Raw genomic sequence first — 23,806 nt, 5'->3', positions numbered from 1 at the left:
TCGCACTCGCGCTGAACTGACACTTGCTTCAGCCCGAGCAAATAGTGCCTTTTGGAGAGGTGGCCGAGTGGTCGAAGGCGCAGCACTGGAAATGCTGTGTAGCGTAACCCGTTACCGTGGGTTCGAATCCCACCCTCTCCGTACCTGAATTTACCATCGCTGATTCGCCATCGCTGCTTCCAGTTCGCCGATCGCCCCAACTATTCGCTACCCTTCCGCCGATGCACCATCGTGGCGGCAGATTGATCGGTGGGCATAACGATGACATCGCTAATATTGACGTGGGCCGGTCGGGAAGCGCAAAACAAGACAATCTCGGCAACGTCGTCAGGGGTTAAGGGGGTCATGCCTGCATAGACATTGGAGGCGCGATCGAGATCCCCCCGAAAGCGTACGTTACTGAAGTTGGTTTCCACCAAGCCCGGATCGACTGACGACACGCGAATCGCAGTTCCGTGCAGATCTTTCTTTAGGGCTTGTGTCAGCGCTTTGACGGCAAATTTCGTGGCGCAGTAGACACTTCCTCCCGCATAGGCTTCGTGTCCGGCAGTCGAGCCAATATTGATGACATGCCCCTTATCTCGTTCGACCATTCCCGGCAGCAGCACCCGAGTCACATACAGTAACCCCTTAATGTTGGTGTCGATCATCTCTTCCCAATCGCGGAACTCTGCTTCCTGCAGCTTGTCCAAGCCGCGACTGAGACCGGCATTGTTGACGAGCACGTCGATCGCCTTCCACTCGTCTGGCAAAGCTGCGAGGCTGGTTTCGACTGCAGGGCGATCGCGCACATCCAGTTGTAACAGGCGAGTCTCGCAGTCCCACGCAGCTTTCAACTGGGAGGCCAGCGCCTGCAATTGAGGCATACTTCGGGCTGCCAAAATCAACTGGGCTCCCTCCTCCGCAAACGCCCGAGCGCAGGAGCTGCCAATACCGCTACTGGCCCCCGTTACCATCACAATCGAATTCTGCAAACGCGACATCTTTCCTCCGAGTTTCCTGCTAGAGCCCTATTCGTAGGGATGCCCGAGGCGGAGTCGGTTCAGACCGCACCATCCTCCCATTTCGGGTCTCGACGCCCGATAATGGAGCATCGGCCTTTCCTCCGTCCCTTCTGTGAAAGGGGGCCGAGCTTCCGCAAAGGGCATTTCAGGTTACCTATGGCGATCGCCTGACCACATAGCATCACTATCCCATGACTGATTCTGCTACTAACGCTGACGCCATTCGCCTCAACCTGATTGAGGCTTATCGCCAGTTAAAGCCGCTAGACAAAACCATTGTCCAACTGTTCTCAGTCATTTACGAACCGGTCAGCCGCAGTGCTTTTGTCACCTGTTTCAATCAAACTGGGGCGCGCGACAGTCAAAATCGAGCCTTCACTGCGATCGTCTTGAGAGCTCACTTTCAGAAACTGCTCAGTCTGGGCCTACTGGTCCAAGCACGCAGCCAGGGGCCTCGGTGCCATCCCTTACTAGCTGAGGTTGTGACTCGCGATGCCATCCGCGAGGGCAGGTTCGAAGCCTTTGCCAGGGCGATCGAGGAGACACTGCCCCTCTCTTCATACAACTGGGGCCGAGGGCAGCGCTATTTCAGCAGTCAAGACCAATTGGTGCGGGAAGTTCGCATCGGGCTTTATAGACAGGATATCGAGTTTATCAATCGCCAACTTGTCGATTACAACAAACAGGGCGATCGCAAAACTAAAGTTTTACTCGTCGATCTGTTCGCGCAGATCTGCAACAATCCCTTCGATCGCGAGTGGTTTCGTACCCTCTCCTTGCCCATCTACGAGCTGGGGCTTTCCACTATCCTCGCGAGCTCGAGCTCGGACTTGCAGCCCGCAGACCGAGCCTTTGCCCTACTGCAGGAGGGATGTACCGAGTCAGGAAAGTATTGTTCGGATGTTTTACGGTTGACTTTAGCCGAGCAGTGTCTCCTGCGCGGTCGCCTGTCGGAAGCCCAAAATAGCCTCGAATCCGTTTCCGCCGAGAATCGAGACGAGGCCAGTCGGTACTGGGGGTGGCTGACGTTTGTGCGGGGAGAGAACGATGCGGCGATCGCCCATTTCACTGAAGCTCTCAAACATCGCAAACAAGCCACCCGCAAGCGCAAAATCTTCCTCAATGGTTTCAGCGGTCTGTTGTTTGTGCTGGCATTGCTCAAAGATGGCTCCCCCCAACGACTGCAAGAAGCGACAACCTATGCCCAAATCATCTCGGGACAATCCGAACATTGGCTTGCCCCCATCTACCAGTCGCTGGCCGATCTGCTCGGCATTCGGCAGGGGGAGCTGTCGGCAATGGACTCTATCCTGAACGCGCATCTCTCCGACTACCGCGAATCCCACAGCGCCGAGCCCCTATTCGTCGCCTTATGTCTCTACTGGGCGGATGCCGATAAAGCCCAATCAAACTCTCGCTTGCCCAAAGTCTTGAGCCCCCTTTATGCAGAGGCCAAAGCCTGTGGCTATGACTGGCTGGCGATGGAGACTGCCGAACTCCTGTCGAAATGTTTATCGAAGGGCCAATACGATCGCAAGGCAGCCGCATTGCGCCAAGACAGCGGTATCCAGCCTCTGGTGGATACGGTGCGATCGCAGCAAGCTTGGGAGCTGTGTTTAAATGCATTGGCCAACTTGCAAGAACCTCCTAAACCCGCCAATATCCCCTCGGCGGAAAAACGCTTAGCTTGGTTTGTGACGTTCTATCCCAACCAGTGCGTGTTGCAGCCCCGCGAGCAAAAAATTAATGCCCGAGGAGTTTGGAGCAAAGGGCGGCCGATCGCCCTCAAGCGCCTCCACCACCAACCGGGGGAGTTCGACTATCTTACCCCGCAAGATCTGCAAGTCTGTGCCTGTATCGAGACCTTTACCTCCTACGGCTCGTACGGATATCGCGGCAGCATTGACTATACCTTTAGCAGGCGGGCGATCGCCGCCTTAATCGGACACCCCTTGGTTTTCTGGGAAGACACTCCCACCATTCGCGTTGAAGTGGTTAAAGGGGAACCAGAATTGCTGGTGCAAAAGAGGGCGCAGGACAACCGGCTGATCTTGGAATTCTCTCCCAAGATTGCCAGTGACAAGGACACGATTGCCATCAAGGAAACCCCCACTCAAATCAAGGTAATTGAGGTAACTCCAGAACACCATCGCATTGCCGAGATTATCGGCCAGCAAAATCGACTGGAAGTTCCCGCTCTGGCTCGGGAGCGCGTGCTGGAGGCGATCGGTACCGTCTCCAGAATTGTTACGGTTCATTCGGATATTGGGGGCGGTGCTGTCCGGGCCGAAGCGGTTCCGGCGGAAATCAAGCCTCACATTCACCTGCTGCCTGCTGGCGAGGGGTTGAAGGTAGCGATATTTGCCCGTCCCTTTGCCGATGGCGGTCCTTATTTTCGTCCGGGGGCGGGGGGCGAAACGGTGATTGCCGAGATTGGCGGTCAGCACCTGCAAACAACACGCGATTTACGCCACGAACTCATACAGGCGAAAGCTGCAGTCTTGGCCTGTCCCACTCTCGCTCGCCAAGTAGAACAGAATCATGAATGGCTGGTGGAGGAGCCAGAAGACTGTTTGGAATTGTTGATGGAGTTTCAGGAGTTGGAGGATGACGTCGTGCTGGAATGGCCGCAGGGGGAGAAACTGCGGGTCAGCCACCGAGCCAATTTTGATGACTTCCATTTGAATATTAAAAAGCAGCGGGATTGGTTTGCGGCCACTGGCGAATTGAAATTGGACGAAAACTCGGTGTTGGATATGCAGAGCTTGTTGGCACTGCTGGAAAAAACTCCCAGCCGGTTTGTGCCGTTAGGGGACGGTCAATTTCTGGCGTTGACGCGCGAATTTCGCAGGCGCCTCGACGAGATGCGGGCATTTTCTGAGCAGCACGGCAAGGGGGTGCGCTTTCATCCACTGGTGACGCCAATCATGGAGGAGCTGCTGGACGATGTCGGCCAGCTCAAGACCGACAAGCATTGGAAGGAGCAGGTCAAGCGCATTGAGGAGATGCAAACTCTGCAGCCGCAACTGCCGTCAACGCTGCAAGCTGAGTTGCGGGATTATCAGTTGGAAGGGTTTAACTGGTTAGCTCGGCTGGCCTATTGGGGGGTTGGAGCCTGCTTGGCTGACGATATGGGGCTGGGCAAAACCTTGCAGGCACTGGCGGTCATTCTCACCCGCGCTCCAGAGGGGCCGACTCTGATTGTGGCTCCGACTTCGGTGGGTGCGAACTGGATGAGTGAAGCTCAACGGTTTGCGCCGACTTTGCGAGCAATTCTGTTTGGTAGTGGCGATCGCCAGAAAATGCTGGAGGCTCTGCAGCCGTTTGACATGCTGGTGTGCAGTTACGGATATCTGCAGCAGGAAGAGGTGGCCGAGATGCTGGCACAGGTGCAGTGGCAAACGATTGTGTTAGACGAGGCCCAAGCAATTAAAAACTTTGCCACCAAGCGATCGCAGGCGGCTATGAAGCTCCAAGCGGGCTTCAAAGTGATTACGACAGGTACTCCGATTGAGAATCATCTAGGTGAATTGTGGAATCTGTTTCGCTTCATCAATCCTGGCTTGTTGGGGTCTCTGGAGCGGTTCAATCAGCGCTTTGCCCATCCGATTGAAAGATCCCAGGACAAACAGGCTCGCAGCAAATTGAAGAAGCTGATTCAGCCTTTTTTGCTGCGCCGGACTAAAAGTCAGGTTTTGGCAGAGTTGCCCTCTCGAACGGAAATCTTGCTGCATGTGGATTTGAGTCAGGAGGAGACGGCGCTGTATGAGGCGTTGCGGCGGGAGGCGATCGCGAAGTTGGCCGAAAGCGATGGAGCAGCGGGTCCAAAACACTTACAAGTGTTGGCAGAAATTATGAAATTGCGTCGGGTCTGCTGCAATGCTCGCCTGGTGGTACCCGATGCTCCACTCCCCAGCGCCAAGTTGCAATTGTTTGGGGAGACGATTGGGGAGCTGTTGGAGAATCGCCACAAGGTGTTGGTTTTTAGCCAGTTCGTCGATCATTTGCACATCCTGCGCGACTATCTGGAGGAGCGACAGATCCAATACCAGTATCTGGATGGCAGCACCCCCGCTAAGCAGCGCAAACAGCGGGTGGATGCTTTTCAGGCTGGGGAAGGGGATGTCTTTTTAATTAGTTTGAAGGCGGGCGGTACGGGGCTCAATCTCACGGCTGCCGATTATGTCATTCATATGGACCCTTGGTGGAATCCGGCGGTTGAGGATCAGGCTTCAGACCGCGCTCATCGGATTGGCCAGCAGAGACCGGTGACGATCTATCGGCTGGTGGCGAAGGACACGATTGAGGAGAAGATTGTGTCTCTGCACCAGCAGAAGCGGGATTTAGCGGACAGTCTGCTAGAGGGGACCGATATGAGTGGCAAGATGTCAACAGATGAGTTATTGCGCTTGATAAGCGAGTAAGCGGCAGTTTCAGTTGACAACAATGAAGGCGCAGGTCACTCTGCCGCTGCTGCGAGCAGAAGTTGTCATCGGCGAAACGAGAGAGAAACCCGAGCAGTATGCGGCGATAAGCTGCAGGCCGAAAAATTAGAAGCCTGGTTAGAGACGATTATTCACAACTATGGCGATCGCATTCTGGATTTCACCGAGATAAAAGCCCAGGTATGGGGACGATTGCGCGTACCCCATTACGAAAATGCGCTAGACAAACAAGCTGAAAGGTCCAATAAGTAGCTTGGATTTGCTGACCTATCTGTAGTTGCGCTAACCCCTGTCCAGCGCCAAGCGTCGCAGGCGTAGAGCATTCGTTACCACCGAAACCGAACTAAACGCCATCGCTGCTCCAGCAACAATCGGGCTGAGCAACCAACCCGTCAGCGGATAAAACAACCCCGCCGCGATCGGAATCCCCGCCACATTGTAAGCAAAGGCAAAAAACAGATTTTGACGAATATTGCGAATCGTCGCCCGACTCAACTGAATCGCCGTCACAATCCCCCCCAAATCCCCCGACACCAACGTAATATCGCTAGCCGCGATCGCCACATCCGTCCCCGTCCCGATCGAAATCCCCACATCCGCCTGAGCCAAAGCAGGCGCATCATTAATCCCATCCCCCACCATCGCCACCCGCTTGCCCTCCTGCTGCAACCGCAAAATATGCTCCGCCTTTTGCTCCGGTCGCACCCCCGCAATAACCCGCTCGATCCCCACCCGATCGCCAATCGCCCTAGCCGTCCGAGCATTATCCCCCGTCAACATCACCACCTCTAACCCCATCTTTTGAAGGCGTCCCACCACCTCTTCAGAAGTCGGCTTGAGCCGATCGGCGATCGCCACCATCCCCTGCAACTCCTCCGCCACCGCGATCGCCACCACCGTCTGTCCCCCCTGCTCCCATTCCCGCTGCCGCTGCACCGCCGCATCCGTCGCAATCCCCAACTCCGACAGCCATTGCACCGTACCGACATTCACCCTTTGCCCCTCCACAATCGCCGTCACCCCCCTACCCACCACCGCCTCAAACTGCTGCGGCTCCGGCAAATCCACCTGGCGATCGCCAGCACAATCCACAATCGCCCTCGCTAGCGGATGCTCCGAATACCGCTCCGCCGCCCCTGCCCAGCGCAACAGATCGGCTTCGTCACCCGCCAACGCCCAACCATCCGTCACCGCCGGTTTCCCCTCAGTCAGCGTCCCCGTCTTATCCAACACGATCGCATCCAACGAATGGGCTAACTCCAGACTGTCCGCCGTCTTAATCAAAATTCCCCGCTCGGCCCCCATGCCAGTCCCCACCGCAATCGAAGTGGGCGTTGCCAGACCTAACGCGCAGGGACAGGCGATCGCCAACACCCCCACTGTCGTAATCGTGGCAAACCCCAAATTGCGGGCCAGAATCAGCCAAGCCAAGAATGTCAGCGCGGCGATTGCCAAGACCGCAGGCACAAAATAAGCTGTCACCCGATCGGCCAACCGCTGAATCGGAGCCTTCGAAGCCTGCGCCTGCTGCACCAATTGCACAATCTGAGCCAACACCGTATCTCGCCCCACCCGCGTCGCCCGCAACCGCAATGCCCCCGTCCCATTCACCGTGCCGCCAATCGCCTCAGCTCCCGTCCGCTTCAGCACCGGAAAACTCTCCCCCGTGACCATCGACTCATCCACTGCCGACTCCCCCGACAGCACCACCCCATCCACCGGCACCCTCTCCCCCGGTCGTACAATCGCCACATCCCCCACCAGCACCTGCGCGATCGGAATATCCAACTCGCGATCGCCCCGTACTACGCGAGCCGTCTTCGCCTGTAACCCCATCAACTTGCGAATCGCCGCCGACGTTTTCCCCCGCGCCCGCCGCTCTAACAAGCGACCGAGCAGCACCAATGTGGTGACCACAGCAGCAGTTTCGTAATAGACATCGGCAGGCAAGCCGCGAGCTTCAAAAAACGCAGGCCAAACCGTCGGAAAGACCGAATAGCCAAACGCCACACTCGTCCCCAACGCCACTAATACATTCATATCGGCAGTGCGACGGGCGATCGCCGCCCGCGCCCCCAGATAAAACCCCTGCCCCACCCAAAACTGCACAGGAGCTGCAAGCACCAGTTGCACCCAAGGATGGTGAGCCCGCATCCACCATTGCGGCGCAGGCAACCCTGTCATACTCGGTATTGCCCCCAGCACGAGCAAGCCACTCAAAATGCCCCCCACCCACAATTTGCGCGTCAGTTCCGGCGAGGCAAGCGGTTTTTCTTCTCCAGCAGGAGCATCTGCTTCAATGGGAAGGGCGACATATCCGGCAGCTTCAACTGCTGCCTGTAGTTGCTCGACCGAGGTTTGGCCTGAATCGAAATCGACCGATGCCTGTTCGAGGGCAAAGTTGACGGCAGCGCGATCGACCCCGTTGACCGCTAGCAGCGATCGCTCGATCGCTGACGCACAGGCTGCACAACTCATCCCCTCCAAGCGCAATTGAGCAGTTGCCATGACCCTTTCCTTGCTGGTGTTGCTCCCAAGTTAGACCCTCCAGTTCACCGGAGAGTCAAGCTAGCCGTAGAATCGCCAAGTTCTCGATCGCAAGCCTTCTAACTCTTGCGGTAGGATGCGGGGATGCTATCTCAGAAATCTGCGATGCGTCTGCGTGTAACGGCTGTCTTGCCCGAACCCCCCGGCGGATATCAACTCTATGTTCGGTCGGTCAATGACGAAGCGCAGCGCGATCGCCTCCAGCAGCTTTCGCCCCAATTGGAATGGCACTGCTCTGATGGCGGCTGGCGCGCTTGGCTGCCCTTAGAACTGTTGGAGTCAGTTGGAGCCGAAATCGGTGCAGCGATCGATCGCTACCGCCGTCCCCCAACCGCTTGGCAGGTGCGCAACAAAATCTTTGTCTGGGGCGATCGCACCTATCTGATGGGAGTACTCAACATCACCCCCGACAGCTTTAGCGACGGCGGTCAATACGACCGTTTAGAACGAGCCGTTGGTCGAGCCTTACAGCTCATCGATGCTGGAGCCGACATGCTCGATATTGGCGGAGAATCCAGCCGACCGGGAGCCCAACCGGTGGACGCCGAGACAGAAATTCAGCGGGTAGTCCCGACGATCCGGGCGCTGCGGCAACTGACGGATATCCCCATTTCGATCGACACCACTAAGGCGGCTGTGTTGGAAGCGGCGATCGCCGCTGGTGCCGATATCCTCAACGATATTTCCGCCGGACAACTCGATCCCGACATGTTGCCCACTGCCGCCCGCCTCAATGTGCCGGTCTTTCTCATGCACATGCAGGGTACCCCGCGCACCATGCAGCAAGCGCCCCACTACCGCAACGTTGTCGATGATGTCTACGATCGCTTAGCCGATCGCATTGCTGATGCCACCGCCGCTGGGATCGATCGGGACAAGATTGCGATCGATCTGGGGATCGGGTTTGGCAAAACAGTAGCCCACAATCTGGACTTAATTCGCCACTGCGATCGGTTTCGCAGTTTGGGATGTCCGCTATTACTGGGGGTATCCCGCAAAAGCTTCTTAGGCAAAATTTTGGCATATGCCGATCCTCTCGATCGGGTGTGGGGGACTGGTGCGGCTTGCGCTGTGGCGATCGCTGGGGGTGCCGATTGTCTGCGGGTACACGATGTCGCTCAAATGCGCGATATTAGCCGAGTGAGCGATGCCTTGCTGCGGCAGAAATTCGTTCTTCCATAGACCGGGTAAGAGTACAGATCTTTCAGGTAATAGAGCGACTCTAGATTCACGGCCTGCCCATGGCCATACTTCAAGGAATCGGCATTAGATCGGCGGAATGTTACAGATTGCGAAACTATCTTGCGCTGACATTGAACGAACAGGAATAGTGGAAGATATTTTATACAATTTAAATAAATTTTTAGTATATTAAACTAATAAGTACTACTTTTTGCGGTTTGTCAATCCGTTACAACCCTGAGGTTATGTGTTTTTAGGACTCTTCTATCGAAATTCTAGTACTTTTACGGTGAAAATTACCGTACTAAAGGTAATTAATATACTGTTCAAGACCTTGGTTAATTTTCTCGCACAATCCCCTATTCAATCGATCGAGCGCACTCCTGAAGTACCCCAATCATTGCATTCACAATCATTGCATTCACAATCATTGAATCCATGTTCTCAATCGTCTGAGGCAATCCGATGAGCCAACCCCAACCTCCTGTGCCCCAAGCAGCTTCTCAAGTTTCATTATCTGAACTTTGGGCCAAGAAATACCTTCAATCTTTAGACGATGGAAGGAAAGGCGATCGTATCAATTCTTTGTCTGGCAAGTCGGCCCTGGCACGGGCGGTGTTGGAGGGGCTGCGCTTTGCCAGCTCTCAAGCTTGGTCTCGCACTGAAGCACTTTTAGCGGCAGAAATTCCCAAGCAGAGAATCGATATGCAAGCGATCGATCCTTGGCAAATTGCGGAAGATTCCCGCATTCTCTACGAGGCGGCTGCCAAAAGCTACGAATCTGGCACTAGCCCCGAACGGTTTTCTCAAATTATTGCTGCAAAATGCGGCCAGATTCGAGCCGCGCACACTGCCAAAGATCCTCGCGTGCTGGGGTTCGTCAGTATGCAGTTTCACTATACGGGCCAACTGCTGCTAGCTGACTTACCCGAAGCTGCCAGAGGCGTCTTTGAAGATTATTTCAAGGTGATGGACGATCACCTTTACATGCCTCTACAACGCTCTTATCGTGCTGCTGCCGATTGCGATTATTATTCTGCCGAGCTGTTAGCAGTCCGAGAGCTGATGCCAGAGATTACTGAAATTGCAGAACAGATTGCTGCCCGTTCTGCCACTCGCCATCCCGGCTACTGTTGTCACAGCGGCAAGTTGAACCATGTCAATGTCCGCATTTCTAGCATCCGCGATATCGAGATGTTCCAAATTTACCTCTGTTTGGTGGTTTTGGAAGGCAGTACGGATGCCGTTCAGAAAGAGCTCTTCCCACTATGCGTAATGCTTTATCCACCCCTGAAGGTGAGCTGGGAGCTGGTTAGGGAAATGCTCAACGAAATCGCTATTGAAATAGATGCGCGACTATCTCGGAGAAACCAGGCAGTCATTGGGCAATATCTCGAGGCGTTTCAAGCGATGTATGCGAGCGATGTTTTATCCGATCTCGAAGTCTGGTCCCATCACCCCGATACGTTGCAGTTCATGAATGCTGCTCGAGACTTGATGGGCCAATATGCCAGCTAGTCTGAGGTCGGTGACAAGATACGTATATAAGCCTGCACTGTAGGTCTGGGTACTGGTTCTGTCGGATGCAATCAAGAGCTCCAAGCGCTTGCTATAAAAGGAGCGTAGCCATTCTGGCAATGAATTGCTGTAATCTTTGCCCTAAGAGCGTGTCTGAAAAGGTCAGCAGATAAAGTTGAGAGGCTGAGTTAGAGCCTCCCAACCAATGACACGCCAATCCTACGACACCGATCTAACCCCTGCCCAGTGCGAGCTTCTAGCTCCGCTATTACCGCCAGCTAAGCCAGGCGGTCGTCCCCGCAGCGTCAACGTTTTCGAAGTGGTCAATGCCATCTTCTATCTGTTGAGAGCCGGATGTGCCTGGCGTCTGCTGCCCCACGACTTCCCCGCTTGGCAAACGGTCTACTATTACTTCCGTCAGTGGGAAGCCGATGGCACCTGGGAAGCTCTCAACCATGCTCTGCGCCAGCAACTGAGAGAAACGGTGGGGCGCAATCCTTCTCCCTCGGCAGCCTGCCTGGATTCCCAATCGGTCAAAACAGCTGGTGCCGCTCAAGAAACAGGCTTTGATGGAGGCAAAAAAGTTAAAGGTCGCAAGCGCACTATCCTGGTTGATACGATGGGTCTACTGCTGGGTGCCAAGGTCCACAGTGCCCGACGCTCCGACCATGACGGCCTCACCTTGCTGGGGATTTGGTTTGCCAGTATGTGGAGTTGCTTGCAATTGATTTGGACCGATAAAACCTTTGGTGGCAAATCTTTTGTGGCTTGGGTTGAGCAAGCGTTTGGCTGGACTATTGAAGTCGTACAACGGCCTGCTGAGCAAAAAGGGTTCCAGCTTTTACCTCGGCGATGGGTGGTTGAGCGCACCTTTGCCTGGTTTGGTCGATACCGTCGCTTGAGCAAGGACTACGAATATTTGCCCACTACGAGTGAGACGATGCTTTACGCTGCTATGGTCAATCTCATGCTTCGTAGGCTGGCTTGAGACTTTTCAGACACGTTCTAAAGGTATGCCATGGATTTTCTCCCATCAAGCTGAACCGGTATCAGCCTATCTCAACTGTGGATCGCACCACGCGCTGGCGTTTCATCAGCAGCAGGGCCTAGCAAACCCGTCGCTTAAGATGGATTTACTACCAGAGCGATGATTATGGTCACTGCACGAGACGCTCAATCCTCTGCAACCTTGACTCTCCCAGTGGGGGAGCTATACAGCGACGAGCCGCCGATGGAAAGCGATGCCCACTTACGCCAGATGCTGTTGCTGATTAGCTGTTTAGATTGGCTCTGGCAAGACCGAGATGATTATTTTGCCTCTGGCAATCTGACGATATATTTTAGTCCCAAACAAATTAAATCCAGAGACTTTAGAGGACCGGACTTTTTTGTTGTTCTGGGCACGGAGCGGCGCTCCCGCAAAAGTTGGGTGGTTTGGGAGGAAGAGGGCAAATATCCCAATGCGATTGTCGAGATTTTATCGGAGAGTACAGCTCAGGTCGATCGGGGAACGAAAAAGCAACTCTATCAAGATACGTTTCGCACGCCAGAATATTTCTGGTTTGACCCCAACACGCTGGAGTTTGCCGGCTTCCTATTAATTGGCGGCACTTACGAACCCATCTCTGCCAACGAAGCAGGCCAGCTTTGGAGCCGACAGCTCGATTTATATCTGGGCATTCACGAGTCTCAACTGCGCTTTTTTACCCCAGACGGGCAATTAGTCCCTACACCACTGGAAGCTGCTCGGCAGGCCCAGCAGGAAACTCGGCAAGCCCAGCAGCGAACCGATCGCCTCGCCGAAAAGCTAAGGGAATTAGGAGTTGACCCAAGTACGATTTAACGGTTGTATGACGCGATCTACAAGCCGGAATGCTGCGATCGCAAGTGTTCCATTAGCAGCGGGGCTCAGCCAAACTATCGCTTAGAATGGATTGATTCCCAGAGTAATGGTTATGGTGACTACGCAAGATCCTCAAGTTCCTGAAATCTTGAGTCTCCCTGTGGGAGAGTTATACAGCGACGAGCCGCCGATGGAAAGCGATGCCCACTTACGCCAGATGCTGTTGTTGATTAGCTGTTTAGATTGGCTCTGGCAAGACCGAGATGATTATTTTGCCTCTGGCAATCTGACGATATATTTTAGTCCCAAACAAATTAAATCCAGAGACTTTAGAGGACCGGACTTTTTTGTTGTTCTGGGCACGGAGCGGCGCTCCCGCAAAAGTTGGGTGGTTTGGGAGGAAGAGGGCAAATATCCCAATGCGATCGTCGAGATTTTATCGGAGAGTACAGCTCAGGTCGATCGGAGAACGAAAAAGCAACTCTATCAAGATACGTTTCGCACGCCAGAATATTTCTGGTTTGACCCCAACACGCTGGAGTTTGCAGGCTTCATCTTAATTGGCGGCACTTACGAACCCATCTCTGCCAACGAAGCAGGCCAGCTTTGGAGCCAACAGCTCGATTTATATCTGGGCATTCACGAGTCTCAACTGCGCTTCTTTACCCCAGACGAACAATTAGTCCCTACACCACTGGAAGCTGCTGGGCAGGCCCAGCAGGAAGCTCGGCAGGCCCAGCAGGAAACTCGGCAAGCCCAGCAGCGAACCGATCGCCTCGCCGAAAAACTAAGGGAATTAGGAGTTGACCCGAATACGATTTAACGGTTGTAAACCCCATCCATATTGAGATCTGGAGTTTTCAGGCATTGCACTCGGCCCCCTAAATCCCCCACCAGTGGGGGACTTCCGAGAGGCTATTGGCTTCGTTCTACAACTTTAATCATCCCGATCTCCATCGCCTTCCCCGCCTTCCAATTCTCAACTGGAACTGTACTCAAGTCCCCCAGAATGGGGGATTTAGGGGGCTAATGCAGCAAACCACAGCGCTAGTGAGAGGGTCTAATAGACACATTCTCAAAACTACGGGTCTCTACTTAGGCGGGGTTTATGACGCGATCTACAAGCCGGAATGCTGCGATCGCAAGTGTTCCATTAGCAGCAGGGCTCAGCCAAACTATCGCTTAGAATGGATTGATTCCCAGAGTAATGGTTATGGTGACTACGCAAGATCCTCAAGTTCCTGAAATCTTGAGTCTCCCTGTGGGGGAGCTATACAGCGACGAGCCGCCGATGGAAAGCGATGCCCACTTACGCCAGATGCTGTTGCTGATTAGCTGTTTAGATTGGCTCTGGCAAGACCGAGATGATTATTTTGCCTCTGGTAATCTGACGATATATTTTAGTCCCAAACAAATTAAATCTAGAGACTTTAGAGGACCGGACTTTTTTGTTGTTCTGGGCACGGAGCGGCGCTCCCGCAAAAGTTGGGTGGTTTGGGAGGAAGAGGGCAAATATCCCAATGCGATCGTCGAGATTTTATCGGAGAGTACGGCTCAGGTCGATCGGGGAACGAAAAAGCAACTCTATCAAGATACGTTTCGCACGCCGGAATATTTCTGGTTTGACCCAAACACACTGGAGTTTGCAGGCTTCCTATTAATTGGCGGCACTTACGAACCCATCTCTGCCAACGAAGCAGGCTACCTTTGGAGCCGACAGCTCGATTTATATCTGGGCATTCACGAGTCTCAACTGCGCTTTTTTACCCCAGACGAACAATTAGTCCCTACACCACTGGAAGCTGCTCAACAGGCCCAGCAAGAAGCTCAACAGATCCAGCAAGAAGCTCAACAGGCCCAGCAGGAGGCTCAACAGGCCCAGCAGGAGGCTCAACAGGCCCAGCGGGAGGCTCAACAGGCCCAGCGGGAAGTTCAGCAGGCCCAGCAGCGAACCGATCGCCTCGCCGCAAAGCTAAGGGAATTAGGACTCGATCCAAATACGATCTAATTCAGCCTAACGAAAGTCAGCCCAATCCGTTTCCACAATTGAAGTGCCGGGAAAAGTAATGGGATTGTCGAGCGATTCAACTTGGATCTGGAGCGATCGCAACTGCTCGAACTCCGTCGGCAACCCTTCCACCAAACTTGCCGGAAACACATCTTCCGCCAGCGCAAAAGCAGCGGCATTCCCAGCCGCCGATCCGATCGCCCATTCCACCGGATGCACTCGATAAGACGCCGCCGCAATATGCGTGGCAGCAATATTCTTCGCCCCCGCCAACAAATTATCGATCTTCTGCGGAATCAGAGCTCGCAACGGAATCTGGTAGGGGTAACTCAAAATCACCCCCTCGTAATCAATGTCCAACGGGTCGGGAGAAAAATCTTCTGGCTGCACGCAGGCATGAAAATCAATCGGATATTGCCCAATGCCCAACGAATCGGTAAAGACAAACGGACGCCCCCGTTGCAAATCCGACGCTTCCACCGAAATATCGCTTTCGTAAATCAAAAAACCCTCGGGATACCCTACGCCAGGTCGCCCCAATAGCCGCCGACTTTCGCGGATATAAGGGTATTTCGACAACCCGCTAGCCGTCCCCATCGGCGCATCGGCCCCCTGCATTAGTCGATGGCGAAAGTGGTAGGCTTTCTCAAACTCGGGATCGTCTTGCAGTAAAAAGTCAGTGCGTCCCACCACCAGCCAATAGAAATAGCCCAGTGCGTGCTGTTCTCCCCATCGCAGCGCCTCGGGCCGCAATCCCCCCCGCCAGCCCCCAGGTTCGAGCTGTCCCGATGCCTCCAACTGCGCTGGAGTCAAGATGAAATTGCGATCGGGCGTGGAAATGCGCCAGTCATTCCCCCAAGTCCAATTCTGCATCGAGCGATCGCCCACTCGAATTGTTGCCGCTTGTACCTCGTTGTCGATGCTGCCCGCAGCCACCTGCCCGCGAATGCGGCGATAGGTGAACACATTGGCAAAATTGAATCGGGTTTGCTCGAAGCTGTAATAGCGTCCGTGCTCGGGATTGTCGTAAAAGTCCGGCTTGATGTGGACTTGGGGAGTCGCCGTCCGCTCCATTACAAAGGTGTAGGTAAAACCCTGCGTGCAGTAGGGGGTGGCGGCTTCGGATTTGGCAGAGGGCTCCCAATAGGCGGCCAGATTGTCGGTTCCGAGCAAATAGGGAACGTCAGCGAGAGGCCACAGTTCGCCGGTTTCGGTGGCATCGATAACCATCCAGGGTACTACTGCAGTATTAGCGCGATCGCTGGGGGGCACGAAGGCGATCTCCTCCTTATCCCAATCCGCTGAAGGGGCCGGATCGTACCAATCCAAAAAATACTCCGACAGATTGCCGCGCCCACCGCCCGCTAACTCGGGGCGGGTGGGAATGTGGCGAATGGCTGTCACCGAGGTGACTAAATTCTCGTCAGTGTCGACGGAAGCCACAACCGTGTCGGTAAACAACTGCAGTTGCCCCGATTCGACATAGGGCTGCAACATCTCCCGCAACACCTGATGCCCCACCCGAGGCGAAAAGCAGAGAACACTCACCCAACATTTGCCGGGGTTGAGTTCGCCGCCATAAGCCGCCCGAATGCGATCGCGAAATTCGCTGTATCCCGACGGAAAATGCTCTTCTCCCGTAGCACCCCCCCGCTGCAGCGGTCGCTCGTCCAGGGCCGAAACCCCTTGCGCCGTCGCCTGTCCCCCAATCCAATCGGTAATTTCAGTCACACAGACCTGCTGCCCCAGTCGCAAGCTGTCGTAAGCTGCCGCCACGCCCCCCAAACCACCTCCCGCAATCAAAACCTCGCACTCCACTGTCGTCGGTTCGGAGTCTGTTTGGGCCGCCACCGGAGGGCCGAGCGGTGCAGTCAGCAGTAGCCCCAACCCCGCCAGCAAGCTGACTTGCCAGCCGATGTCGATGCATTCCATCTTCGACACTCCATTGCGAAATTTTCTCGAACCTAGCATTGCGTAGATTGAATTCTGCAGCCTATCAAACCGCCTTCAACGTCGCTCTCTGGGCAAAGCGACCTAAAACCTCCAATAGAGTGTCGAAGTTGAGTCGCTCCGTGGCGGAGACTTGTAGCGATCGCGGGTATTTCTCAGCCACCAGGGTTTGCTGCTCTGCCGGTACGCGATCGATTTTATTAAATACCAACTGACGCGGTCCTGTAGCGACTGTCATGTCATCCAGCAGCTTATCCACCGCCTCAATTTGCTCCAACCAACTGGGATGGGACAGATCCACCACATGCAAGAGCGCATCTGCCTCCGTCACCTCCTCCAACGTGGCTCGAAATGCATCCACCAACTGCGGCGGCAACTCCGTCATAAATCCCACCGTATCGGTGAGGAGTAACGGCGTATCGGCATCTAACTGCAACCGCCGCGTGGTCGGATCCAATGTGGCAAATAAGCGATCGGCGGCATAGGCATCCGATGCTGTCAGGGCATTCAGCAGGGTGGACTTGCCCGCATTGGTATATCCCACGATCGCAATGGTGGGGATATCCCGCTGCTGCCGCCGCTGCCGCAACCGCCGCCGATGGGCCTGCAGCTCGTTCACTTGCTTTTGGAGCAAGGCAATCCGCCGCTGAATCCCCCGCCGCTCCATCTCCAACTTGGTTTCCCCCGGACCCCGCGTGCCGATGCCGCCCCCCAAGCGAGACATCGTTCGACCTCGACCTGCCAAGCGAGGCATGAGATATTCCAATTGGGCCAACTCCACCTGCAGCTTGCCCGCCCGCGATCGCGCCCGTTGGGCAAAAATATCCAGAATCACCTCAGTGCGATCGAGCGCCCGCACCCCCACCCGATCCTCCAAAGTCCGCACTTGCGACGGGGATAACTCGCGATCGAACACCACCATATTGGCCCCCACATCCTGTACTAACAGGGCCAGCTCTTGCACTTTACCGGGACCGATCGCCGTTTTGGGATGCAAGGTATCCCGCCGCTGCCACAAAGCCTCCAAGACGTCGCCACCCGCACTATCCACCAGCAATTCCAGTTCGGACAGGCGCTCTTCCAGTTGATCTTGGGTGTGGCCGGCGGTTAGCAATCCCACCAGAACCGCGCGATCGCGTTTGCCATCCACCTGCCGCGCTGAATAGAGCCGACTGAACTCCGACTCCAAGCCCTCGACTAAATCGAGGAAATTCTCTTCGATCGCAGCCCCCAATTGCAGCGGGGGAGACACCGACCAGCGATCGCCAGCAGCAGGGACCAAGTGAGACAGGTGGACTGTGCTGACAAACCCAGCCGCCCCGCGCCCCTGCTTGCCCACCGATCCCTCGCCCGTGACGTGCAGCGTGACGAGCGCATCCAAACGCTGTAAGGCCATAGCCAGCAGTGTCTTCTGTCCCGGCTCCCGGGTGGAATACTGGGTCGAAATACAGCGAATCCCCGACAGCCGCTCGGCCCCCTGGCGGGGTAACTCCAGCAACGGGATCTGGGCTTCCATCGGGTTGCCGATCGCCACCCGAATTACCTGGCCGCGCCGATTCACAAATGCGGAGACGGATTGAGGTTTCAGCGTCGCCCCAACCGCTCCCAGGCGCTGGGCAAACTCAGCTGTCAGCAGGCGATCTCGAGGCAAGCGCTGTTGGTACAATCGCTTGAGCTGCTTGACTTGAGCCGGTTTGAGACCGTTCAGCTTGCCGTAGAGGGTGTCGATAGGAAGCCCTTGAATCCATCTGAATCGGACTGTATTCTAGCAACCGAATTTCCCGCGATCCCCGAATTGTTGCAATTGCTTAGGACGCGATCGCGCCTCCCGCACTCGTTTAAACTTGGCAGGAGAATCGTTAGAGCTTCCCCAATCGCCATTCAATGCTAGCCACCTTAGCCAAAAAGCCCGGACTCAAAGGGGCGATCGCTGTCGCGAGCGTCTTTTTTGCCTTTACCCTCATCCTTACCCTCAACCGCCATTTCACCTTTTATTCGTCCTACGACCAGGGCATTTTCAATCAGGTGTTCTGGAACGGGCTCCACGGGCGGTTTTTCCAAAGCTCCCTCTCATCCCAACTCTCCACTAACGTCATCCACAGCGGCGAAGTGCCGGAAGTGTTCTACCACCGCCTCGGCCAGCACTTCACCCCCGCCCTATTGTTGTGGTTGCCCCTCTACGCCCTGTTTCCTTACCCCGCCACTTTGACCGTCTTGCAGGTGGCGTTGGTGACTGCTGCGGGATTGGTTCTGTTTGCTTTGGCCAGACAATATCTCCAACCCACGCTGTCTGTCTGGCTGGTGGCGAGCTTTTACGCCGCTAACGCGGTGTTGGGGCCAACGCTGGCCAACTTTCACGACAGCAGCCAGATTCCCCTATTTGCCTTCGGGCTGTTATTGGCCATGGAGAAGCGCTGGTGGTGGCTGTTCGGCATTCTCTGCGCTTGTATTTTGGCCGTGCGGGAAGACAGCGGTGTGGTGTTATTTGGGGTGGGGGCTTATATGTTGGCCAGCCGCAGGTTCCCCAGAATTGGGGCGGCTGTGTGTGCGGCGAGTCTGGCTTATATCTTGCTGCTGACCAATTACGTCATGCCTCTGTTTTCAGAAGATGTGTCGCGGCGGTTTGTCTTGGAACGGTTCGGCCAGTACGTCGAGGGCGATAGTGCTACGACCTTTGATGTCATTGTGGGGATACTTTCACAACCTTGGACCTTTGTGGCCGAAACCCTGTCGCCGCTCGAAACCACGCTTCTTTATATGGCAGGGCAAACACTGCCGCTGGCGTTTGTGCCGCTTCTCTCCCCAGCCGCTTGGGCCATGGCGGGTCCGCCGACTTTACAAATCTTGGCCGCTAAGGGCACCGTGCTTTCCCTCAACCTTCGCTATGCCATGACGGTGGTGCCCGGTATATTTTACGGGGGAATTTTGTGGTGGTCGGGTCGGGGATGGCGCAGGTTTTGGCCGCCAGGGGCAGGGGTGCAGGCCAGAAAGCTGATGCCGAAATTTAAGCGGTGGTGGACATTTTGTCTTGTGGTGTCTGCTTTGGTGTGTTTGGCTCACAGCCCCAACCGCACGCTGTATTTCGTTTTGCCCGATTCCTATCAGCCATGGGTGTATGTGTCGCTGCCCGAACAATTGCAGCGCACCCAGCAGATGAACCGGATCTTGCGGACGGTTCCCCCCGATGCGAGTGTGTCGGCTACCACCTATCTGGTCCCCCATCTGTCGGGTCGTCGAGAAATTGTCCGCTTTCCTAACCTATTGGTGCGCAATGACGATCGCCAGGTCATTTCGGTCGATTACGCGATGGTCGATCTGTGGCGTATGGAACGCTATCAGGTGGCATTTAGGAGCGATCGCGGAGGGTTAATCCAAGCGGTCGGGCAAGTTGAAGCGATGCTTGATGGCGGTGACTATGGCGCGATCGCCTTTGACAATGGCGTCATATTGCTGCAGCGCCAGACCCCGTCCGATCCCGCTGCACTGGAGGGATGGCGGGCCTATCGCCAGCATTTGGACCCGATTTTGCAGCAGGTTCCCTAGTCTTCCTCTCTAGCCGACAATCTACCTGTTATTGGTTAACATAGAAACGTACGTGATTCGAGTACGTTCGTGCTAGCTAAAACCTTGAGCTACAGTCAGGCCCGCGCTAATTTTGCAGAAACTTTGAATGATGTAGAAGACAATCGCTCTATTGTCATTGTTCGACGCGCCAATCGGCCAGGGGTTGCTCTAATCTCAGCCGATGAACTCAGTAGCATGATGGAAACCGTTCACCTGCTGAGATCGCCTGCTAACGCCCGTCGCCTTTTCGATGCCATCGATCGCGCTGAGGCAGAGGAAGGGGAACCCTGTCCCGATATTCATGCACTGGCTCGGGAGCTGGGTTTTGGCCAAGAAGAAAGCTAAGCTCAATCCTTCAGCAGATACCTGGGAGATTATTCTCGACCGAAATTTCAGAGAAGATTTGCAATATTGGGTGCGGCAGGATCGAAAACTGACGCTGAGGTTACTGGCTCTAGTGGATGCGATCGCCACTGACCCGTTTGCTGGCATTGGCAAGCCCGAACTCCTCAAGCACTTTAGGCCGAATCTTTGGTCTAGACGGCTTACGCAAGAACATCGGGTCGTTTACCTCGTAGGAGACCGGAAGGTTTATCTGTTGGGAGCGCGGTACCACTACTGATTCGTTCAGATCGCGGATCTCCAATCGACAGTCAAGATATATCAAAGGTTCATGGCCGTGCAATACGATCGAACTGTGATTGGTTATCATGGCTGCTCGCAGGATACAGCAGAGCGCATTCTGGCCGATCCAACTGGCAGCGAATTCCAAGAGAGTGAGAATGACTACGACTGGCTTGGCAGGGGGATCTACTTTTGGGAATACGGTTTAGATCGCGCCCTCCAGTGGTCACAGAAGCGTTTCCCAAGTAATTCAGGTGTAGTTGGAGCATTAATCCAGTTAGGTAACTGCTTCGATCTAATGGATACCCGATTTACACTGGAATTAGGTGAAGCTGCTTCGCAGTATGTCAGTTCGTTACAAGCAAAATCTGCAGCTCAGCCGATACCCAAGAACGTTGGCCAGGGGTTTGCGGCAAGAAAATTTGACTGCGCTGTCATCAATACCTATTTACAGGCTCTAGAAAGTAGAGGTACAGCTTACGATACAGTACGCTGTGGCTTTGTAGAAGCAGGTTCTGCTTATTCCAATCAAGAATTAAGAATCCATATGGGAATCTATCAGCAAAGCCATATACAGCTGGCTATTAGAAACCCTCGGTGCATTATTGGAGCTTTTAGACCTAGATTGGAAGAATGACTCAGTCACCCTGGGTTCGGTAAAGCTCTTCAAGTGTCCCATCTTCTTTATGAACTCCCGCCTCTACTGATGCACGGAATACACGGTTGGGGTTTTCAGACCAGGCTCTCATGAGCTGCTTGTGGGCGCGCGCACCCTTGTGTTCGGGTAATTTTAAATTCTTATCTTTCATGGCAAGCTTCCAGTAGCAGTCAGAATGTCATACACTCTGCTATCCAACAAATATAGCTCTTTCCAAGCTCTCCTAGACGCAGGCAAAAATCCTAGAATCAATCGAGATCCCAGGGAGGTGGGGCTGAAAGGTGAGTTTGGCGATCGCTAGTTGCTTAGATTAGAGGCAGTGCTGCTAAAAACGCTTGCAGAGTCGCAACGTGCTGGGCGGGTGCTGCGTCGAGTAAATGGATCTAAAACCCCGCTATGTTACGAGATAATTCGCCAGCAGCATCAAGTTTGGGCGAGGGGAGAAATGGCCTGAAACCCTAGGGTTCGGCAATGTATCGACCGGGGGCCAGAATGCCATTGGGGTCGATCGCCTGTTTGAGGGTCGCCAAGAATTTGCGATACTTCTCCCCCTCTGGAATCGCATTAATCTGAAGAATATGTAACTCAGACCAGCAGTCTGAAAGGTCAAAATATAACTCCCGACTTCCTCCCGTTAAGCTTCTATAGTGGGAAAGTTTCAGTACCAGAGTTGCAGAGCTGGTGGTACACGGACCTCCCTTCTCTCGCTTCCATTCATACCAAGGCACCCATGTACATTCGCGAGAGAGAAACGCTAAAGACCTTGCAATACAAGAGGTTCAGTCATTATGGGAGGCTACTCTTACCGCAGATTTTCTAGTGTCTGACTTCATGCCGCACAGTAGAAAATTTTTATTTCTCCGTAGAATCTCGTAAGAGACAGCTCAAACACGCTTGACTCCATAAAGATGCAATGAAGAGTCCCAGCATGAATTTTTATTTCTCCGTAAAATCTCGTAAGAGACAGCTCAAACACGCTTGACTCCATAAAGATGCAATGAAGAATCCCAGCATGAATTTTTATTTCTCCATAAAATCTCGTAAGAGACAGCTCAAACACGCTTGACTCCATAAAGATGCAATGAAGAATCCCAGCATGAAAGGGGTAAGCTCTACATGATGCCAGTTTATTCTGGCAAGTCATTACGATGAAAGGGTGAAGGTGCTGATGTTAGCGACACTTCGGGAAGAACTGCCTCGTCAAGAACATTCTCCAGGCTATAACTATTTCTTCCGAGATAAAAAGCTTGAGAAGATATTACATGAGTCACTGCATGATTCATGCAATATTTTTGACGATTTTGCATGGGACACATCTTTTGATGCCAGCAAAATTGGCAGTGATTGTACTCATAGCTCAATCACAGGACTGCCTGAGTTTAAAAAGCTCACTAAACATCAGCAATCAGAATTAAAAGCTAAGGAGTTGATTTACCACGTCAGTAATTTATTGGCAGGAGAGCATAAAGCAGTCTCATTAGCAGCTAAAATCATGACTGAATGCCCTCAGGATAGTTTGGACATTGTTTACTGTGGAACGGCGATCTTGAGTGATGAAAGGAATCACTTTATGGCTTTGCTACGGTATTTACAGGATAAGGTTGGCTTTCATTACAAGCCCCACCCCAAACTGCAAGCAACCTTTGATACGCTCTTGGCGGAAGAATCTTACGAAATCAAGCTATTTGTTTCACAAATAGCACTCGAATGGACTGCTTCATCGTTGTTATCTTCTCTCCTGATGAAAAACCCAGAACCTCTACTCAAGCAGATTTTAGTCCGCATCATTAAGGATGAGAGCCGTCACTTAGCCTTCAATCGATGGGTATTTAACCACATGCAATCAGAACAATTATCGAGATTGAAGCGATCGCTAGAAGATCTATTCTTTGAGTCATTAGTTGCGATTACAGCTTCATTTTTTGCTATTCCGGTCTGGAAAGAATATGAACTTTCAAAATCTGAATGCATTAATTATACGGCAAGAGATCTCGAGCAGAGAGGCGTACTTCGATTTTATAGCCAAGTCTTGCCTAGGCAATTATCACGGTGTAATATCTACTCAGATCGCTTGATGAGTTTGATTGAAAATAACTTACTCAAAAAAGTGATCGAAGCTCATTATTCTTATGAACCATCTGTATTTGTGGGGAATGTTCGATGACTGAAACTTCAGATTTTTTTACTCGTGTAAAGGAAGCAATTATCCAGGTCTCTCCAGAAGTTCCTGAAGATCGGATAACGTCTGAAAGCTCCTTGATTCTCGATCTCAACATTGATTCTTTGAAGATTGCTGAGCTTTCAGTAATTCTGGAGGAGCTGTTCGATACATACATCTTTCTTCCAGAGTTGATTGTCAAAGTAGAAGACCCGAGTAAACTAACGATGGGAGCCCTGGTGGACTACATTCAGGAAGAAGTTGCAGCAGGCTAATACCGATTGACCTTAAATTAGGTTGTCGCG

Annotated in this window: 19 protein-coding genes and 1 tRNA gene; 14 read left to right on the top strand and 6 right to left on the bottom strand. The window is 53.6% G+C overall.

Annotated features, from left to right (window positions below):
* The first annotated feature begins 53 nt into the window (after positions 1-53).
* A tRNA-Ser gene (locus SYN7336_RS23335) sits at positions 54-141 on the top strand.
* A gap of 59 nt (positions 142-200) precedes the next feature.
* Here the strand turns inward: SYN7336_RS23335 and SYN7336_RS23330 are convergent.
* Entirely contained in the window at positions 201-983 is a 783-nt protein-coding gene (locus tag SYN7336_RS23330; RefSeq protein ID WP_017328365.1) for an SDR family oxidoreductase, read from the bottom strand.
* Positions 984-1,195: 212 nt separating this feature from the next.
* Here SYN7336_RS23330 and SYN7336_RS23325 point away from each other — a divergent pair, with 212 nt between their 5' ends.
* A complete protein-coding gene (locus SYN7336_RS23325) occupies positions 1,196-5,428 on the top strand; it encodes a DEAD/DEAH box helicase (RefSeq protein WP_017328364.1) in 4,233 nt (1,410 codons plus the stop codon).
* Positions 5,429-5,731: 303 nt separating this feature from the next.
* On the opposite strand, the gene SYN7336_RS27490 is transcribed toward SYN7336_RS23325, so the two are convergent.
* Complete coding sequence (locus SYN7336_RS27490; RefSeq protein WP_017328363.1) at positions 5,732-7,957, bottom strand: heavy metal translocating P-type ATPase; 2,226 nt, start codon at positions 7,955-7,957, stop codon at positions 5,732-5,734.
* A 144-nt stretch (positions 7,958-8,101) separates the two neighbouring features.
* Here SYN7336_RS27490 and folP point away from each other — a divergent pair, with 144 nt between their 5' ends.
* The 6 genes from folP to SYN7336_RS23290 all read left to right on the top strand — a co-directional run bounded on the left by folP (position 8,102) and on the right by SYN7336_RS23290 (position 14,547).
* Entirely contained in the window at positions 8,102-9,178 is a 1,077-nt protein-coding gene (folP, locus tag SYN7336_RS23315; RefSeq protein ID WP_369791867.1) for a dihydropteroate synthase, read from the top strand.
* A 465-nt stretch (positions 9,179-9,643) separates the two neighbouring features.
* Positions 9,644-10,696 carry a hypothetical protein gene (locus SYN7336_RS23310; protein ID WP_017328361.1) on the top strand — a complete coding sequence of 351 codons (1,053 nt, stop codon included), beginning with the start codon at positions 9,644-9,646 and terminating at the stop codon, positions 10,694-10,696.
* Positions 10,697-10,901: 205 nt separating this feature from the next.
* Positions 10,902-11,684, top strand: coding sequence for an IS5 family transposase (locus SYN7336_RS23305; protein ID WP_017325264.1), 783 nt, complete (start codon positions 10,902-10,904; stop codon positions 11,682-11,684).
* 165 nt (positions 11,685-11,849) lie between these two features.
* On the top strand, positions 11,850-12,539 hold the full coding sequence (locus SYN7336_RS23300) for a Uma2 family endonuclease (protein ID WP_026101268.1): 690 nt from the start codon (positions 11,850-11,852) through the stop codon (positions 12,537-12,539).
* Between the two features lie 112 nt (positions 12,540-12,651).
* On the top strand, positions 12,652-13,362 hold the full coding sequence (locus SYN7336_RS23295; protein ID WP_017328359.1) for a Uma2 family endonuclease: 711 nt from the start codon (positions 12,652-12,654) through the stop codon (positions 13,360-13,362).
* 390 nt (positions 13,363-13,752) lie between these two features.
* Positions 13,753-14,547: a Uma2 family endonuclease gene (locus SYN7336_RS23290; RefSeq protein ID WP_017328358.1), complete on the top strand. Its 795-nt coding sequence runs from the start codon at positions 13,753-13,755 to the stop codon at positions 14,545-14,547.
* 6 nt (positions 14,548-14,553) lie between these two features.
* On the opposite strand, the gene SYN7336_RS23285 is transcribed toward SYN7336_RS23290, so the two are convergent.
* Positions 14,554-16,479 (bottom strand): FAD-dependent oxidoreductase, encoded by a 1,926-nt coding sequence (locus SYN7336_RS23285; RefSeq protein WP_156820302.1) that lies wholly within the window; start codon positions 16,477-16,479, stop codon positions 14,554-14,556.
* Between the two features lie 64 nt (positions 16,480-16,543).
* Complete coding sequence (gene hflX / locus SYN7336_RS23280; protein ID WP_017328356.1) at positions 16,544-18,163, bottom strand: GTPase HflX; 1,620 nt, start codon at positions 18,161-18,163, stop codon at positions 16,544-16,546.
* 218 nt (positions 18,164-18,381) lie between these two features.
* Between hflX and SYN7336_RS23275 the strand changes: the two genes are divergently transcribed.
* The 4 genes from SYN7336_RS23275 to SYN7336_RS23260 all read left to right on the top strand — a co-directional run bounded on the left by SYN7336_RS23275 (position 18,382) and on the right by SYN7336_RS23260 (position 21,322).
* Positions 18,382-20,040, top strand: a complete 1,659-nt coding sequence (locus SYN7336_RS23275) for a DUF2079 domain-containing protein (protein ID WP_017328355.1) — start codon at positions 18,382-18,384, stop codon at positions 20,038-20,040.
* Between the two features lie 69 nt (positions 20,041-20,109).
* Positions 20,110-20,406 (top strand): type II toxin-antitoxin system Phd/YefM family antitoxin, encoded by a 297-nt coding sequence (locus SYN7336_RS23270; RefSeq protein ID WP_017328354.1) that lies wholly within the window; start codon positions 20,110-20,112, stop codon positions 20,404-20,406.
* Positions 20,387-20,683: a Txe/YoeB family addiction module toxin gene (locus tag SYN7336_RS23265; RefSeq protein ID WP_017328353.1), complete on the top strand. Its 297-nt coding sequence runs from the start codon at positions 20,387-20,389 to the stop codon at positions 20,681-20,683. Before SYN7336_RS23270 ends, SYN7336_RS23265 begins: the two co-directional genes overlap by 20 nt.
* Before the next feature lie 51 nt (positions 20,684-20,734).
* Positions 20,735-21,322 (top strand): hypothetical protein, encoded by a 588-nt coding sequence (locus SYN7336_RS23260; RefSeq protein ID WP_017328352.1) that lies wholly within the window; start codon positions 20,735-20,737, stop codon positions 21,320-21,322.
* 1 nt (position 21,323) lies between these two features.
* Here SYN7336_RS23260 and SYN7336_RS31385 read toward each other — a convergent pair whose 3' ends face one another.
* A complete protein-coding gene (locus SYN7336_RS31385) occupies positions 21,324-21,494 on the bottom strand; it encodes a hypothetical protein (RefSeq protein WP_156820301.1) in 171 nt (56 codons plus the stop codon).
* A gap of 307 nt (positions 21,495-21,801) precedes the next feature.
* Positions 21,802-22,071, bottom strand: a complete 270-nt coding sequence (locus SYN7336_RS31380) for a hypothetical protein (protein WP_156820300.1) — start codon at positions 22,069-22,071, stop codon at positions 21,802-21,804.
* A 440-nt stretch (positions 22,072-22,511) separates the two neighbouring features.
* On the opposite strand from SYN7336_RS31380, the gene SYN7336_RS23250 reads away from it, so the two are divergent.
* Positions 22,512-23,507, top strand: coding sequence for a ferritin-like domain-containing protein (locus SYN7336_RS23250; RefSeq protein WP_156820299.1), 996 nt, complete (start codon positions 22,512-22,514; stop codon positions 23,505-23,507).
* Positions 23,504-23,776 carry a hypothetical protein gene (locus tag SYN7336_RS23245; RefSeq protein ID WP_017328349.1) on the top strand — a complete coding sequence of 91 codons (273 nt, stop codon included), beginning with the start codon at positions 23,504-23,506 and terminating at the stop codon, positions 23,774-23,776. The genes SYN7336_RS23250 and SYN7336_RS23245 overlap by 4 nt, the downstream gene beginning before the upstream one ends.
* Positions 23,777-23,806: the final 30 nt, after the last annotated feature.

The sequence above is a fragment of the Synechococcus sp. PCC 7336 genome (assembly GCF_000332275.1).
Lineage (GTDB): Bacteria > Cyanobacteriota > Cyanobacteriia > Thermostichales > PCC-7336 > PCC-7336.
The sequence above is the reverse complement of the archived record's forward strand: the minus strand, read 5'-3'. Positions and strand labels throughout refer to the sequence as shown.

What these genes read in the sequence shown, in the direction of transcription:
- SYN7336_RS23260 (WP_017328352.1), top strand. Translation starts at nt 20,735, where the DNA reads ATGGCCGTGCAATACGATCGAACTGTGATTGGTTATCATGGCTGCTCG.
- SYN7336_RS23295 (WP_017328359.1), top strand. Translation starts at nt 12,652, where the DNA reads ATGGTGACTACGCAAGATCCTCAAGTTCCTGAAATCTTGAGTCTCCCT.
- SYN7336_RS23305 (WP_017325264.1), top strand. Translation starts at nt 10,902, where the DNA reads ATGACACGCCAATCCTACGACACCGATCTAACCCCTGCCCAGTGCGAG.
- folP (WP_369791867.1), top strand. Translation starts at nt 8,102, where the DNA reads ATGCGTCTGCGTGTAACGGCTGTCTTGCCCGAACCCCCCGGCGGATAT.
- SYN7336_RS23245 (WP_017328349.1), top strand. Translation starts at nt 23,504, where the DNA reads ATGACTGAAACTTCAGATTTTTTTACTCGTGTAAAGGAAGCAATTATC.
- SYN7336_RS23250 (WP_156820299.1), top strand. Translation starts at nt 22,512, where the DNA reads ATGTTAGCGACACTTCGGGAAGAACTGCCTCGTCAAGAACATTCTCCA.
- SYN7336_RS31385 (WP_156820301.1), bottom strand. Translation starts at nt 21,494, where the DNA reads ATGAAAGATAAGAATTTAAAATTACCCGAACACAAGGGTGCGCGCGCC.
- SYN7336_RS23310 (WP_017328361.1), top strand. Translation starts at nt 9,644, where the DNA reads ATGAGCCAACCCCAACCTCCTGTGCCCCAAGCAGCTTCTCAAGTTTCA.
- SYN7336_RS23300 (WP_026101268.1), top strand. Translation starts at nt 11,850, where the DNA reads ATGGTCACTGCACGAGACGCTCAATCCTCTGCAACCTTGACTCTCCCA.
- SYN7336_RS23325 (WP_017328364.1), top strand. Translation starts at nt 1,196, where the DNA reads ATGACTGATTCTGCTACTAACGCTGACGCCATTCGCCTCAACCTGATT.
- SYN7336_RS23275 (WP_017328355.1), top strand. Translation starts at nt 18,382, where the DNA reads ATGCTAGCCACCTTAGCCAAAAAGCCCGGACTCAAAGGGGCGATCGCT.
- SYN7336_RS23330 (WP_017328365.1), bottom strand. Translation starts at nt 983, where the DNA reads ATGTCGCGTTTGCAGAATTCGATTGTGATGGTAACGGGGGCCAGTAGC.
- SYN7336_RS23290 (WP_017328358.1), top strand. Translation starts at nt 13,753, where the DNA reads ATGGTGACTACGCAAGATCCTCAAGTTCCTGAAATCTTGAGTCTCCCT.
- SYN7336_RS23285 (WP_156820302.1), bottom strand. Translation starts at nt 16,479, where the DNA reads ATGGAATGCATCGACATCGGCTGGCAAGTCAGCTTGCTGGCGGGGTTG.
- SYN7336_RS27490 (WP_017328363.1), bottom strand. Translation starts at nt 7,957, where the DNA reads ATGGCAACTGCTCAATTGCGCTTGGAGGGGATGAGTTGTGCAGCCTGT.